The organism is Streptomyces sp. CB02923 (assembly GCF_001905005.1).
Classification (GTDB): Bacteria; Actinomycetota; Actinomycetes; order Streptomycetales; family Streptomycetaceae; genus Streptomyces.
Genome location: NZ_LWKZ01000023.1, coordinates 626,554 through 641,800 on the forward strand (window position 1 = coordinate 626,554; position 15,247 = coordinate 641,800).

Consider the following 15,247-nt stretch of genomic DNA (forward strand, 5'->3'; position numbering starts at 1 on the left):
TTCCTGCGGGCAGGCCGTTCAGCCGGTCAGCAGTGCCTCCCGCAGCCGCTCCAAGTCCTGCTCGGTCAGGCCCAGTCCGTCCCGCAGGTAGGCGCCGAAGGTGCCGAAGCGGACCTCGGCCTCGTCGAAGGCCGCGTTCAGGTACTCGGCCCTGGCGTCCAGTACCGGCTTGAGGCGGGCGGCGAGTCTGGGCGGACGTCTGTCGAGTTCGGCGGCGTGGACCGCCGCGAGGTGGCCGTTGGCGGCCAGATAGTCGCGCAGGACCGTGCCGCGGTCCACGCCGAGGGCCGTGAGCAGGGCGGCGGTGGCCCAGCCCGTACGGTCCTTGCCGCTCTCGCCGTGGTAGGCCAGCGCGTAGGAACCGGGGCCCTTGGCCAGCCGGAACAGCGAACGGTAGGCGTTGACCGCCGAGGGCTTGGAGACGAACTTCCGGTAGGAGCCGGCCATCATGTGCGCGGACGCCTTGGCCGTGGCGGGCAGTTCGCCCTCGGCCTTGCCGCCGGGCACTCCGGCGACGACATGGCGCGCGCCCGCGGGCACGCGGTCCGGGGCCTTGGCGCGCTCGCGCGGCATCCGCAGGTCCAGGACCGTACGCAGGCCCAGGCGCTTGAGCTTGGCCAGATCGGCGCCGGTGAGCGCGTGCAGGCCGTCGGCGCGGTACAGCACGCCCATCTTCACCCACCGGCCGTCGGCGGTGCGGTGGCCGCCCGCGTCGCGGAAGTGGGCGGCGCCCTCCAGGTGCAGCGAGCGGTCGGCGAGGGTGAGCGGATCACCCTGGTCGGGCACGAGGCGGAACCACCGGCGGTCGACGGCGGGCAGCCCGCGGACGACGACGGTGGCCTCGGACCCGCCGTGCGCCACGGCACGGGCGCCGGCGTAGACGGTCACCGAACCGGCGCCCGGTGCCCTCCAGGACACGGTGAACGACCCGTCCTTCTGCTGGGTCACCGTGGCATCGGTGAACAGGATTCCTTGCGCGGCAGGCGGTGCCTGCGGCGCGTGCCGGCCCGCTCCGGTGGGCGCGTCGAGGGGATCGGCCGAGGTGAGGGGCGCGGTGAGCCCCACCGCCGATACGGTGGCCACGAACGACACGGCGATGCGGCGGGCGGTCAGCACCGCCGCCGTGGAATGTGTGTTCATAGCCGGACCGTACGGCGCGAAACGGCCTGGAATTACCTAGAGTGGGCCCGCGTCCTCTGCTCGCCGCACCGGCCTGGCGGCGGGCACAACTCTGGGATTTCCCCCAGTCTTTCTGGCTCATGATGGTGGCGCGCGGCGGCGCGAGCCGAGGGACACAGCCCGCGATCCCACCGGGACGGCGCCGTGACACAGCCCTGCGGGGAAGAATTCTGTCGGCGAAGGTTGGGTACTTACAGCGTGTTCGAGAACCAGCATCTGTCACGGCGCCGTCTGCTCGGAATGGCCGCCCTCAGCGGCGCCGCCGTCGCCGGAATGACCACGATTTCCGCCGCCCCGCGCGCGTCGGCCGCCGACCGGCGCAGCCCGCGGGCCGACAGCGGCACGTTCGTACCGGCCGTGGTGATCGGCACCGGCTACGGCGCCGCGGTCTCCGCGCTGCGGCTCGGCGAGGCGGGCATTTCGACGCTCATGCTCGAAATGGGCCAGCTGTGGAACAAGCCGGCCGAGGACGGCAACGTCTTCTGCGGAATGCTCAAGCCCGACCGCCGGTCCAGCTGGTTCAAGTCCCGTACCGAGGCCCCGCTGGGCTCGTTCCTGTGGCTGGACGTGATCAACAAGAACATCGACCCGTACGCGGGTGTGCTGGACAAGGTGCACTTCGACGAGATGTCGGTGTACGTGGGGCGGGGCGTCGGCGGCGGCTCGCTGGTCAACGGCGGCATGGCCGTCGTACCGAAGCGCTCGTACTTCGAGGAGGTCCTCCCGCGGGTGGACGCCGCCCAGATGTACGACCGGTACTTCCCGCGCGCCAACTCCATGCTCAAGGTGAACCACATGGACAAGGGCTGGTTCGAGGAGACGGAGTGGTACAAGTACGCGCGGGTCTCGCGCGATCAGGCCGCCAAGGCGGGCCTGGGAACCACCTTCGTCCCCAACGTCTACGACTTCGGCCACATGCAGCGCGAGGCGACCGGTGAGGCGCCCAAGTCGGCGCTGGCCGGCGAGGTGATCTACGGCAACAACCACGGCAAGCAGAGCCTGGACAAGACCTACCTGGCGCAGGCGCTCGGCACCGGCAAGGTCACCATCGAGACGCTGCACCAGGTCAAGGCGATCCGCCAGCAGCAGGACGGCAGCTATGTGCTGTCCGTGGACCAGATCGACGCCGAGGGCAAGGCCGTCGCCCACAAGGAGATCGGCTGCCGCCACCTGTTCCTCGGCGCGGGCAGCCTCGGCTCGACCGAACTGCTGGTGCGCGCCCGGGACACCGGCACGCTGCCCAACCTCAACGGCGAGGTCGGCGCGGGCTGGGGCCCCAACGGCAACATCATGACCGGCCGGGCCAACCACGTCTGGAACACCACCGGCGCCCACCAGTCGTCGATCCCCGCCCTGGGCATCGACGACTGGGACAACCCCACCGCCCCGGTCTTCGCGGAGATCGCGCCGATGCCGGCCGGTCTGGAGACCTGGGTCAGCCTCTACCTGGCGATCACCAAGAACCCCGAGCGCGGCACCTTCGTCTACGACAAGGCCACCGACCGGGCCAAGCTGCGCTGGACCCGGGACCAGAACACCCCCGCGGTCGACGCCGCGCGGTCGCTCTTCGACCGCATCAACAAGGCCAACACGACGATGTACCGCTACGACCTGTTCGGGCCGCAGCTGAAGCCCTTCTCCGACGACTTCAGCTACCACCCGCTCGGCGGCTGCGTCCTGGGCAAGGCCACCGACCTCTACGGCCGCGTCGCGGGCTACCGCAACCTCTACGTCACGGACGGCTCGCTCGTGCCGGGGTCCATCGGCGTCAACCCCTTCGTGACCATCACGGCGCTGGCCGAGCGCAACATCGAGCGGATCATCGCGGAGGACGTCAAGGCCGCGTAGCAGAGTTGTGCCGACGGTTCGCCGTCCGCGCCGTTCCGGCCCTCCCCATGTGCGGAGGGCCGGTTCGTTCGTGCCCCGAATGCCCTCGCCCGGGGTCTAAGGATTTTCCGGTGGGTGGCGTGAGATCAAAGGGGAGTGCGGCTGGAGCGATCCGCACGGGGGTGTGCTTGCCGGACCCTGTTTGTCATTGCTGAAAGGAAAACAATGGACTCCGCCCGACGGCCGATCCTCTTCGTCACTCTCCCGGAGAGCGGGCTGGCCAATCCGCTGCTCGTGCTCGCCGAGGAACTGTCCCGCCAGAACGTGCCGGACCTCTGGTTCGCCACCGACGAGCCGCGGCGCGGGGATGTGAAGAAGATCGGGGTGGGTTCCCCGGTGGAGTTCGCCTCGCTGGGTGACGTGGTCACCGAGCTGTCGGCGGTGACATGGGACGACAAGACCTATCGCGAGGTCACCCAGAATTCGCGTTTCAAGGCACACCGCGCGGTGGTCCGGCACACCTACAAGCCCGGACGGCACGAGGAGAAGTTCCACAAGCTGGTGGCCGTGGTCGAGGAGGTGAAGCCGGCGCTGATGATCATCGACTGCGTCAGCGCTTTCGCGATCGAGGTGGCGGTCTCCCGCAATATTCCGTTCGTGCTGAGCGTTCCGTTCACGCCGAGCAATGTGCTGACGGCGTTCATGCCTTTCGCCAAGGCCTACACCCCGCGGGACTTCCCCGTACCGCACACGGGGCTGCCGTACCCGATGACTTTCCCGCAGCGTATGAGCAACGCGCTCTTCAAGTGGCGGAACCTGGCGATGTTCATGACGCCGAAGATGATGAAGGTCGTCAAGGAGGACAACCGGCGGCGTATGGAGCACGGTGTCGGCAAGCCCAGCCTGATGACACGGATCGACCGCGCCGATCTGGTGCTGTGCAATTCGATCGCCGAGCTGGACTACCCCTTCGACATTCCGGAGAAGATGCGGCTGGTCGGCGCGATGGTGCCGCCGCTGCCGGAGTCCTCGCAGGACGACGATCTCTCGCGCTGGCTGGACGAGCAGTCCTCCGTCATCTACGCCGGGTTCGGCACGATCACCCGGCTCACCCGGGACCAGGTCCACTCCATGGTGGAGGTCACCCGCCGCCTGGAGGGCAAGCATCAGGTGCTGTGGAAGCTGCCCTCGGAACAGCAGCACATGCTGCCGCCGAAGGAGTCGCTGCCGGCCAACCTCCGTGTCGAGAACTGGGTTCCGTCGCAGCTGGACGTGCTGGCCCACCCGAATGTGAAGGTCTTCTTCACCCACGCCGGCGGCAACGGCTACAACGAGGGCGTGTACTTCGGAAAGCCGCTCGTGGTGCGGCCGCTGTGGGTGGACTGCTACGACCAGGCCACGCGCGGCCGGGACTTCGGCATCAGCCTGACCCTCGACCGGCCGCGGGACATGGACGTCGACGACGTGATCGACAAGCTCACTCGGGTGATCGAGACCCCTTCCTTCCGCGAGAACGCGGAGCGGCTCAGCGCCCTGCAGCATGCGGCGGGCGGCCGCGAGACCGCCGCCGAGCTGGTCCTCGGACACCCGGCTCTGGCATAAGGCCGCACGAGCATTCACTTACGTACGAGGACTTTCAGGAAGACAAGGAAGAAGCAGCGGATGTCGTTCAAGTACCCCGTGTCCAGGCCCGCTCTGGACGGTAGAGAGCTCGAATATCTGACCGGCGCCGTCAGTGACGGCTGGATCTCGTCGCAGGGCCCGATGGTCCAGCGCTTCGAAAGCGCCTTCGCGGACTACAACGGCGTCGCGCACGGCGTGTCCTGTTCCTCCGGGACGGCCGCCCTCACGCTGGCCCTGCGGGCCCTGGGCATCGGCCCCGGCGATGAGGTGATCGTCCCGGAGTTCACCATGATCGCCTCGGCGTGGGCGGTCACGTACACCGGCGCGACGCCGGTGTTCGTCGACTGCGGGGACGACCTCAACATCGATGCCGGCCGCATCGAGGAGAAGATCACCGCGCGGACCAAGGCCATCATGCCCGTCCACATCTACGGCCGCCGCTGCGACATGGACGCGATCATGGACATCGCGTACCAGTACAACCTGCGGGTCGTGGAGGACAGCGCGGAGGCCCACGGCATCCGCCCGGTCGGCGACATCGCGTGCTACTCGCTGTTCGCCAACAAGATCATCACGGCGGGTGAGGGCGGTATCTGCCTCACCGACGACCCCCGGCTGGCCGGGCAGATGGCGCACCTGCGGGCCATGGCCTTCACCAAGGACCACAGCTTCCTGCACAAGAAGGTCGCCTACAACTACCGCATGACGGCCATGCAGGCCGCCGTCGCGCTCGCCCAGACCGAGCGCCTGGACGAGATCCTCGAAATACGGCGCGAGATCGAGCGGCGCTACGACGAGGGCCTGGCCGGCATCCCCGGCATCACGCTGATGCCGTCGCGGGACGTGCTGTGGATGTACGACCTGCGGGCCGAACGCCGCGAGGAACTGCGGGAGTTCCTGGCCGGGGAGTCCATCGAGACCCGGCTGTTCTTCAAGCCGATGAGCCGGCAGCCCATGTACCTCGACCCCGTCTGGCCCTCGCTCAAGGCGAACACGTTCGCCGAGGACGGGCTGTATCTGCCCACCCACACCGGACTGACCGCCGCCGACCAGGAATTCGTGATCGACCGGGTCCGCGCGTTCTACGGCGCCGGCTGACCGGGCCGTTCGAGAGGGGACATCCACCCATGACGCACAACGACCCGGCCGCGCCGCAGACCTGCCCGGTCACGGGGCAGTCGGCCACGGACACGGCCATAGCGGCCGACCAGCTGATCGTCGACTTCCCGCAGCGCAAACCCGGCGTACCTTTCCCGCCGCCGGACTACACCGGCTTCCGCGACCGCGAGGGGCTGGTCCTCTCCCGCCTGTCCGACGGCAAGCGGGTGTGGCTGGTCACCCGGCACGAGGACGTACGCACCGTACTGACCAGCCCCAGCATCAGCTCCAACCCCCAGCACGAGGGGTTCCCCAACGTCGGGAACCTGGGCGTGCCCAGCCAGGACCAGATCCCGGGCTGGTTCGTGGGCATGGACTCCCCGGACCACGACCGGTTCCGCAAGGCCCTGATCCCGGAGTTCACCGTCCGGCGCGTGCGCGCGATGAAGTCCGCGATCGAGAGCACGGTGGACGCCCAGCTGGACGCCATGCTGGCGGCGGGCAACACCGCCGACCTCGTCGCCGACTTCGCCCTGCCCATCCCGTCCCTGGTGATCTCCGCGCTGCTCGGCGTACCGCCCGCCGACCGCGAGTTCTTCGAGTCCAGGACCCGCGTCCTGGTCTCCCTGCGCTCCTCCAGCGACGACGACCGGATGACCGCCGCCAAGGACCTCCTGCGGTACATCAACCGGCTGGTGGAGATCAAGCAGAAGTGGGGCGGCGACGACCTCATCACCCGGCTGCTGGCCACCGGTGCCATCTCCCCGAACGAGATGTCCGGCGTGCTGATGCTGCTGCTCATCGCCGGTCACGAGACCACCGCGAACAACATCGCGCTCGGCGTGGTCACCCTGCTGACGAACCCCCAGTGGATCGGTGACGAGCGGGCCGTCGAGGAGACACTGCGCTTCCACTCGGTCGCCGACATCGTGTCCCTGCGCGTGGCCGTCGAGGACGTGGAGATCGGCGGACAGCTGATCAAGGCGGGCGAGGGCATCGTGCCGCTGGTCGCCGCGGCCAACCACGACGAGAACCTCTTCGCCTGCCCGCACGCGTTCGACCCCTCCCGCTCCGCCCGCGGCCACGTGGCCTTCGGCTACGGAGTCCACCAGTGCCTGGGGCAGAACCTGGTACGGATCGAGATGGAAGTCGCCTACCGCAAGCTCTTCGAACGCATCCCGAACCTCGAACTCGCCGTTCCCGTCGACGGTCTGGACATCAAGTACGACGGCGTGCTCTACGGCCTGAACGAGCTGCCCGTCCGCTGGTGACCGCACCCCGGCACCGCCCGCCCGGCGGCCTGTCCCACCGGCCGCCGGGCGGGCTCCATCCACCGCAGGAGAGACACCGACATGCGTATCACCGTTGACCCCGACCGCTGTGTCGGGGCGGGCCAGTGCGTGCTGAACGCCCCCGCGATCTTCGACCAGGACGACGACGGGCTCGTCACCCTCCTCACCGAGCCCGGCACCGCCGAGGAGTCCGCCGCCCGGCTGGCCGGCGCCCTGTGTCCGTCCCGGGCCATCTCCGTGCACGAGGGCTGACGCCCCACCCGGGCAGGAGCTCGTGTCCGAACCCCGGCCCGCCCCACAACTGACGAGAGTGCCGAGAGCGATCCGGGAGTGATGGTGCCCCACCCCACAGATGACTACGTGATCCAGCCGTCCGCCGACGCGGCCGACGTACTGGGCGGCTTCACGCTGCCCGAGGTCTTCGAGGCCGCCGTGGGGTCCGCCCCCGACGCGGTGGCCATCGTCGACGGGAACCGCTCCTGGACGTGGGCACACTGGCGCGCGGACGTCGACGCGCTCGCCCGCGGCCTGCAGGAAACGGGCGTGCTCCCCGGCGACGTGGTGGCGGCGCGGCTGCCGAACTGCTGGGAGCTGCAGACCCTGCACCTGGCCGTCGCGGCCGTGGGGGCGGTACTCCTGCCCGTCCACCAGGGCACCACGCTCCCGGAGACCCAGGCCCTGCTGGCCCGGACCGAGCCCGTCCTCCTCGTCCTGTCGGAATCCCCGGACGACGACGCGGACGAGAACGCGGCGACGGCCCGTGCGCTGCTGAACGGCGTGCCGTCGCTGCGCGGCGTGCTGTCGGCCGGGGCGTCGCGGACGGAGGGCGAGGCGCCGGGGGCCGGGACGCTGGACGGCCTGCTCACGACCTGGGCGGGCAACGAGCCACGGCCGGTGGACGTCACCCCCGACATGCCGTTCGTCCTGATCCCCTCGTCCGGGACGACCTCGGCACGGCCCAAGCTGTGTGTGCACCGCCACGACGGACTGCTGTCGAACACCGCCGTCGTCACCGCCGAGGCCGCCGACGCCTTCGACGGTACGGTCCTCACGGCCTGCCCGATGACCCACCTGTTCGGACTCCAGGCCATGCACGCGGCGCTGTTCGCCGCCGGCCGGCAGGTCCTGCTCTCCGGCTGGGACGTGGACCGCTTCCTGGAACTGGCCCGGGAGCACGACCCCCGCGTCGTCTTCGCCGTGCCCGCCCAGCTGCGGGACATCGTCACACGGCTGGCCGGGACGGACGAGCCGGCGGGCTTCACGCCGCACCAGATACGTACCGCGGGAGCCCCCGTCGCCCCCGCGCTCGCCGCACAGGTACGCGCCACCCTCGGCGGTGAACTGGTCGTCGTGTGGGGGATGTCCGAGATCGGCACCGGCACCCGCACCCTGGCCCACCACCCCGACGGCAGCGTGGGACAGCCGGTCGGCGGCGTGGACCTCAGGGTCGTCGACGAGCGCGGCGAGGCGTGCGCGGCGGGGGAGCGGGGCGAGCTCCAGTACCGGGGGGCAGGGGTGTTCCGCGGCTACTTCCGCGAGCCGGAGCTGACGCGCTCGGCCCTCACCGACGACGGCTGGCTGCGGACCGGCGACATCGCGGCCGTCGACACGGACGGCGTGGTGGTCCTGCACGGCCGGGCCGCCGAGCTGATCAACACGGGTGGCCGGAAGTTCAGCGCCACCGAGGTCGAGGAGCTGCTCGCGGGCCTCACCGGCCTGGGCCCGCTGGCCGTGGCGGGCGCACCCGACGACCGGCTGGGGGAGTACCCGTGCCTGGTCGTCACCGGCCACGCGGACCGCACCATCGGCCTGACCGAGGTGACCGCTTTCCTGCGCCGGCAGGGGCTCGCCGACCACAAGATCCCCCTCGAACTGGTCACCGTGCGCGAGCTGCCCCTCTCACCCGCAGGGAAGCTGGACCGCCGGGCGCTCGAACAGCTGCTCACCGGCCTGGAGGCGGTACCCGTCCCGGCCCGCCCCGGCGCGGCCCCGCCGGACACGGCCGAGGAGGCACTGGAACTCGTACGCGACTGCGTCGGCCAGGTGGCCGGGAACGACGGGACGGCCGCCCCCTTCGACCCCGACACGGAATTCCGCCGGCTCGGCCTCGACTCCATCCTCGCGGTGCAGCTGCGGAACCTGCTGCGGGAGGAGACCGGACTGGCGCTCCCGGTCACGCTCGCCTTCGACTTCCCCACCCCGCGGGCCGTCGCGCGCGTACTGGCCGGGCAGCAGCAGCCGTCTCCCGCGAAGCCGCGGGAGAGCCCGGAGCACGAAGCCGACCCGGTGGCGATCATCGGCATGGCCTGCCGGCTGCCGGGCGGCGCCGACACCCCCGACGCCCTGTGGGGCCTGTTCGCCGACGGGACCGACGCGATGTCCGGCTTCCCGGCCGACCGGGGCTGGGACCTGGACCGGCTCTTCGACGAGGACCCCGACCGCCCGGGTACCTCCTACGCACGCGAAGGCGGCTTCCTGCACGAAGCGGGCGACTTCGACGCGGGCTTCTTCGGCCTGTCCGACCAGGAGGCCACGGCCACCGACCCGCAGCAGCGCCTGCTCCTGGAGGCGGCCTGGGAGACCTTCGAGCGGGCCGGCATCGACCCGACGTCCCTGAAGGGCTCCCGTACGGGCGTGTTCACGGGCGCGATGGACCGCGGCTACGCGGCCAACGCCGCCGCCGCGCCCAGCGCGTGGGAGAGCATGCTGATCACCGGGGCCTCCGGCAGCGCGGTCTCGGGACGCATCGCCTACACCTACGGGCTCGAAGGCCCCGCGCTGACGGTCGACACCGCCTCCTCGTCCTCCCTCGTCGCCCTGCACCTGGCCTGCCGGTCCCTGCGGTCGGGCGAGACCGACATGGCCCTGGCCGGCGGCGTCACCGTCATGGCGACCCCCGCGCCCTTCGCGCACTTCTCCCGCCTGCGCGCACTGTCCCCCGACTCGCGGTCCAAGGCGTACGCGGACACCGCCAACGGCTCCGCGTGGTCGGAGGGAGCGGGCTTGCTGCTGCTGGAACGGCTGAGCGACGCCCGCCGCAACGGACACCGCGTCCTGGCCCTCGTACGGGGCTCCGCCGTCAACCAGGACGGCGCCTCCAACGGCCTCACCGCGCCGAGCGGACCCGCCCAGCAACGCGTCATCCGCGAAGCCCTGGCCGACGCCGGACTGACACCGCAGGACGTGGACGCCGTGGAAGGACACGGCACCGGCACCCCGCTCGGCGACCCCATCGAGGCCCAGGCCCTGCTCGCCACGTACGGCCAGGAACGGCCGGAGGGACGGCCCCTGTGGCTGGGGTCGGCGAAGTCGAACGTCGGGCACACGCAGGCCGCCGCCGGGGTCACCGGAGTCATCAAGACGGCGCTCGCGCTGCGCCACGGCGTCCTGCCGCGCACGCTGCACGTGGACGCCCCCTCCGCCAAGGTGGACTGGTCCGCCGGATCGGTACGGCTGCTCACCGACGCTCAGCCCTGGCCACGGGAGAGCGGACGCACGCGACGGGCAGGGGTGTCCTCCTTCGGGCTCACCGGCACCAACGCGCACGTGATCCTCGAAGAAGCGCCCGGCGAGGCCCCGGAGGAGGCGCGGGACACGCCGGTGACGGCACAGGTCCCGGAGCCCGCCGACGACGTGGCCGTGCCCTGGGTCCTGTCCGCCCGGAGCCGGGCGGCACTGCGCGAGCAGGCCCGGCGCCTGGCCGAGCACGTGACCGCCGATCCCGGCCTGCGCGCCCAGGACGTCGCCCACGCCCTCGCCACCACCCGTGCCCTGCACCCGCACCGGGCCGTCGTCAGCGGCACCGACCGGGCCCGCATGCTGGCCGCGACGGCCGGGTTCGGACGCGGTGAACGGACCGCGAACGTCACCCCGCACGACTCCGTGCCGGGCGGACTGGCCGTCATATTCCCCGGACAGGGCAGCCAGCGCAACGGCATGGGACGCGAGGCCGCCGCGGCGTTCCCCGTCTTCCGGCAGGCGCTGGACGAGGTGTGCGCCGTGCTGGACCCCCTGCTGCCGCGACCGCTGACCTCGGTGATGTGGGCGGCTCCCGACTCCGAGGAGGCGGCCCTCCTCGACGACACCACCTACACGCAGCCCGCGCTGTTCGCCGTCCAGGTCGCCCTGTACCGGCTGTTCGAGTCCTGGGGCGTGGTCCCCGGCCACCTGGTGGGGCACTCGGTCGGCGAGATCTCCGCCGTCCACGTGACCGGCGTACTCGACCTCCAGGACGCGTGCACCCTGGTGGCGGCCCGGAGCAGGATGATGGGCGCGCTGCCGCCCGGCGGCGCGATGGTGGCGGTGCGCATCACGGAGGCCGAAGTGGCCCCGTGGCTGACGGACCTGACGGACACGGTGTCGATCGCGGCCGTCAACGGTCCGCACTCCCTCGTCCTGTCGGGCGTCGAGGCCCCGCTCGTCGCGCTCACGGAGCGGCTCGCCGCCGCCGGCCACAAGACCCGGCGGATCACGATGAGCGTCGCGGCCCATTCGCCGCTGATGGACCCCATGCTGGAGGAGTTCCGCGAGGTCGTCCGTACGCTGACCTACGCCGCGCCCACCGTCCCCATCGTCTCCACCGTCACCGGCCTCCCGCTGACCGCCGAGGTCGTGCGCGACCCGGACCACTGGGTGCGGCACGTACGGCAGTCCGTACGCTTCAAGGACGCGGTCGGCCGGCTCCGGGACGAACGCGTCACCGGCTTCCTGGAGCTGGGAGCCGAGCCGGCCCTCACACCGATGATCGACGAGTGCCTGGAGGCGGGCGACCCGGAGCCCGGGGCCGCCCTCATCCCGAGCCTGCGCGCCGGAGCGCCGGAGCGGCACGCCCTGCTCACCGCGGTCGCCCGGGTGCACGCCCACGGCGTGCCGGTCGACTGGGACGCGGTGCTTCCCGGGGCCCGGCCCGCCGCCCTGCCGACGTACGCGTTCCAGCGGCGGCGGTTCTGGCTGGCGTCGGCTCCGGCGGGCCCGGCGGGTCCGGTCGCCGACGCGGGCTTCGCGGACGTCGCGGGCGGGACGGCGGCCGACGAGGAGCCGCCGGGGCTGGAAGCCCGGCTGACCGGCCTCGACGACGCCGGACAGCACGCGTACGTACTGGCCCTGGTCCTCGCCGAGACCTCGGCCGTGCTCGGCGGTCAGGAGCAGCGCGACGAGGAGGGCAACCGCACGTTCAAGGAGATGGGCGTCAACTCGGTGAACGCCGTCGAACTGCGCAACCGCCTCATCACGGCCACCGACATGCGGCTGCCGGCCACGCTCGTGTACGACTACCCCACGCCGAACGCCGTCGTCCGCCTCGTACGCGAACGGCTCGCGCGCCCTGCCGCCTCCGGGCGCGACGTGGGCTCCGTCGTGGCCGAGCTGGAGTCGCTGCTCATGGCCGGTGCGGAACTCTCGGAGGAGGCGGTGGCACGGCTGCAGGCGGTGACGGCCGGGGCGGGCCAGGGCACGGGCACGGGCACAGGATCCGGGGAGACGCTGGACCTGGGTTCGGCCAGTGACGAGGAACTGTTCCGGCTGATGGACGCGGAACGCTGACGGCGGGTGCGGGTGCTCTCCAGGGCACCCGCACCCACCCGTCGGCAGAAGCCCGGGGCCGAAGTCCCGGTCCGCCCGGGACACCACATCGGGCACCGTCCCGGACCACGATCCCGGACCACGATCCCGGACCACGATCCCGGACCACGATCCCGGACCACGATCCCGGACCACGATCCCGGACCACCGTCTCAGACCACTTGGATGCCGATCAGACAGGTGTCGTCGTCGGTGTCGGACTTGCTGTGGGTCAGCAGGCGGTCGAGCCGGTGCTCCAGGGTGGGCGCGGGCGTCCGCGCGGTGGCGAGCAACTGCGCCAGGGAATCGTGGATGGCGGTGTCCCTCCGCTCGACCAGGCCGTCGGTGTACATCAGAAGGGTGTCGTCCGCCTCCAGCTGGAGCACGGCCTCCTCGTAGGCCGCTTCGGGGAGGGCGCCCAGGAGCAGCCCGCGGACCAGCGGCAGCCTGCTCGCCTCGTCGCCGCGGACCAGCACCGGAGGCAGGTGGCCGGCTCTGGCCCAGCGCAGTATGCGGGTCCCGGGGTCGTACACGCCGCAGACGGCCGTGGCGGACACCTGGTCGGTGAGATGGTGGGCCACGATGTTCAGCCAGGACAGTAGCTGGCCGGGGCCGGCGCCGGTGATGGCGAGACCGCGCAGGGCGTTGCGCAGGACCACCATGCCGGTGGCCGCCTCGATGCCGTGGCCCGCGATGTCACCGACGCAGAGCAGCACCCGCTGGGAGGGCAGGACGACGGCGTCGTACCAGTCGCCGCCCACCAGGGACTCGGTTTCCGCGGGCCGGTAGCGTACGGCTATCTGCAGGCCGGGGGCGTCGATGGGGCCGCGGCTCGGCGGCATGATGGCCTGCTGGAGCTGGAGCGCGAGACGGTTGCGCTCGGCCGACTCCTGTTCGGTGTGGGCGAGCTGGTCGCGGGTGGCGGCGAGCGCCACCTCCGTCCAGTGCTGGGAGGAGATGTCCTGGTAGGCGCCCCGGACGGTGAGAAGCCGGCCGTCGGAGTCGAGCACGGGCTCGGCGATCACCCGCATGTGCCGGGTGACGCCGTCGGGGCGCCGGAGGCGGAAAGCGGCCGAGGCGGAGCGCCGGTGGTGCAGTACGGCGCGCAGGAAGCGGCCGATGGCTATGCCGTCGTCCGGGTGCGCGTGGGCGGCCAGGTCGTGCAGGGACACGGGGGCGCCGGTGGACGGCCGTCCGTACAGCGAGAAGAGCTGGCCGTTCCAGGTGATCTCGCCGGTCAGGAGGTTCTCCTCGAAGCCGCCGATCCGGCCGAGGCGCTGGGCGTGCTGCAGGAGACTGGCGAGCCGGGCGGTCTCGTCCTCGATACGCCAGATGAGCAGCACGCTGTTCCCGTGGCGGCTGACGCTGATGTCGGCGACGGCGGCGAGCGGCACCTGGTCCACCAGGGCGGTCAGGGTCATCCGCTGGGCGCGGAACGGTTCTCCGGTGGCGTAGACGCGCTGGACCTTGTCGAAAAGTTCGCTCTGCTCGGCGGCCATCGGGTACGCCTCAAGCAGCAGCGCGCCGTTGACGAAGCTGCGGGGGCGGCCCGCCGGGTCCATGAAGCGCGCGTTGACGTGGTGGATCCGGAAGTCGCTCAGGTGGCCGTCGGCCGCGAGGTGAGGGGTGAGGACGAGCGCCGGGTCGTAGAGCCCGTCCGCCAGGTCCACCAGCTCGGCCACGGCGGGAACGTGCCGGTCGGGGGGCGTGCCGTGGTCCTGTGACGCGGGAGTGTCTTCGAGGGCGTGGGCGCACAGCTGGGCCAGGGCCTCGATCTGACGCATGATCACCGGCGGCTGCCGGGGGAGCGGCTGGTGCCAGCAGATCTCCAGGACGCCGTGGATGCGGCCACCGGTACCGGCGGGGAGCGCCACCCGGCCGCCGTCGGGGTGGTGGGTGCGGCCGATCGAGGGGATGCCCGTCTCGGACAGGGAGGAGAACCGGACGGTGTCCCGTTCGGTCAGCGCCTGGCGGGCGACGGTGACCACGCCGGGCGGCACGTACCGCCAGCGCACCGCCTCGTCGGCGGGGAACCCCGCGTGCCCGGACAGGGTGAGGGAGGTGTCCGTGCCCGCGGACCAGATGGCGACGGCCGTGGCACCCAGCGGAGTCAGCGCGTGCTGGAGCAGCGAGTCGGCGACGGCCTGTGCGTCACCGGCGGCCAGGGCGGCGCTCTCGGCCGTCCGCAGACGTACCCCGACGGCCGGGTCCGGCACGGCGCGCTCGGCCTGGGTCCGCCGCAGAAAGGCACCGGCGATCTCCGTCACGCGGTCGCGGGCGGCCTGGTTGATGATGTCCACGGCCAGCTCCAGCTGGGAGACCGCGGCCTTCTCCGCGAGTTCGGCGAGCTGCCGGGTCGCCTGCGCCGGGCCGCAGTGGAGCCGCTCGATCATGATGCCCTTGGCGAGTTCGATCAGGGCACGGCCATCGGCTGCCGCGTGCGCCGCCTGGACTTCACTGCGCAGCCGTTCGACCGTGGCGGCCAGGCGGCCCACGGCGGACGTCCGGTCCGTTCGGTCGCGGGCCGGGGCGGCGTCCCGGCCCGGTGCGGTCTGCGCGGTCGGGGCGCTCGCGGGTACGGGTGGGACCTGGCCCCGCTCGGTCTCGGGCGTCGGCGACACGTCGTCCCCGGAGGGGGTTCCCACGTGCTCGGAAGTGCTCATGAAGTT

General features: G+C 71.7%; 8 protein-coding genes. 6 read left to right on the top strand and 2 right to left on the bottom strand.

Annotation, left to right across the window (positions count from 1 at the left end):
- Window positions 1-18: 18 nt before the first annotated feature.
- Complete coding sequence (locus A6A06_RS20960) at window positions 19-1,140, bottom strand: tyrosine-protein phosphatase (RefSeq protein WP_073762807.1); 1,122 nt, start codon at window positions 1,138-1,140, stop codon at window positions 19-21.
- A gap of 279 nt (window positions 1,141-1,419) precedes the next feature.
- Here A6A06_RS20960 and A6A06_RS20965 point away from each other — a divergent pair, with 279 nt between their 5' ends.
- From A6A06_RS20965 to A6A06_RS20990, 6 genes are all read left to right on the top strand, one after another.
- On the top strand, window positions 1,420-3,027 hold the full coding sequence (locus tag A6A06_RS20965; RefSeq protein ID WP_073763277.1) for a GMC oxidoreductase: 1,608 nt from the start codon (window positions 1,420-1,422) through the stop codon (window positions 3,025-3,027).
- A gap of 204 nt (window positions 3,028-3,231) precedes the next feature.
- Window positions 3,232-4,608 carry a glycosyltransferase gene (locus tag A6A06_RS20970; RefSeq protein ID WP_073762808.1) on the top strand — a complete coding sequence of 459 codons (1,377 nt, stop codon included), beginning with the start codon at window positions 3,232-3,234 and terminating at the stop codon, window positions 4,606-4,608.
- Between the two features lie 60 nt (window positions 4,609-4,668).
- Window positions 4,669-5,727, top strand: a complete 1,059-nt coding sequence (locus A6A06_RS20975; protein ID WP_073762809.1) for a DegT/DnrJ/EryC1/StrS family aminotransferase — start codon at window positions 4,669-4,671, stop codon at window positions 5,725-5,727.
- A gap of 29 nt (window positions 5,728-5,756) precedes the next feature.
- Window positions 5,757-6,998: a cytochrome P450 gene (locus tag A6A06_RS20980; RefSeq protein WP_079194175.1), complete on the top strand. Its 1,242-nt coding sequence runs from the start codon at window positions 5,757-5,759 to the stop codon at window positions 6,996-6,998.
- Between the two features lie 81 nt (window positions 6,999-7,079).
- Window positions 7,080-7,271: a ferredoxin gene (locus tag A6A06_RS20985; protein WP_073762810.1), complete on the top strand. Its 192-nt coding sequence runs from the start codon at window positions 7,080-7,082 to the stop codon at window positions 7,269-7,271.
- An 81-nt stretch (window positions 7,272-7,352) separates the two neighbouring features.
- A complete protein-coding gene (locus tag A6A06_RS20990; RefSeq protein WP_073762811.1) occupies window positions 7,353-12,560 on the top strand; it encodes a type I polyketide synthase in 5,208 nt (1,735 codons plus the stop codon).
- 191 nt (window positions 12,561-12,751) lie between these two features.
- Here A6A06_RS20990 and A6A06_RS20995 read toward each other — a convergent pair whose 3' ends face one another.
- On the bottom strand, window positions 12,752-15,241 hold the full coding sequence (locus tag A6A06_RS20995) for a SpoIIE family protein phosphatase (protein WP_079194176.1): 2,490 nt from the start codon (window positions 15,239-15,241) through the stop codon (window positions 12,752-12,754).
- Between the last annotated feature and the right edge of the window lie 6 nt (window positions 15,242-15,247).

Excerpts from the sequence above, each read along its gene's own strand:
- A6A06_RS20960 (WP_073762807.1), bottom strand. The coding sequence starts at position 1,140 with ATGAACACACATTCCACGGCGGCGGTGCTGACCGCCCGCCGCATCGCC.
- A6A06_RS20965 (WP_073763277.1), top strand. The coding sequence starts at position 1,420 with ATGGCCGCCCTCAGCGGCGCCGCCGTCGCCGGAATGACCACGATTTCC.
- A6A06_RS20970 (WP_073762808.1), top strand. The coding sequence starts at position 3,232 with ATGGACTCCGCCCGACGGCCGATCCTCTTCGTCACTCTCCCGGAGAGC.
- A6A06_RS20975 (WP_073762809.1), top strand. The coding sequence starts at position 4,669 with ATGTCGTTCAAGTACCCCGTGTCCAGGCCCGCTCTGGACGGTAGAGAG.
- A6A06_RS20980 (WP_079194175.1), top strand. The coding sequence starts at position 5,757 with ATGACGCACAACGACCCGGCCGCGCCGCAGACCTGCCCGGTCACGGGG.
- A6A06_RS20985 (WP_073762810.1), top strand. The coding sequence starts at position 7,080 with ATGCGTATCACCGTTGACCCCGACCGCTGTGTCGGGGCGGGCCAGTGC.
- A6A06_RS20990 (WP_073762811.1), top strand. The coding sequence starts at position 7,353 with ATGGTGCCCCACCCCACAGATGACTACGTGATCCAGCCGTCCGCCGAC.
- A6A06_RS20995 (WP_079194176.1), bottom strand. The coding sequence starts at position 15,241 with ATGAGCACTTCCGAGCACGTGGGAACCCCCTCCGGGGACGACGTGTCG.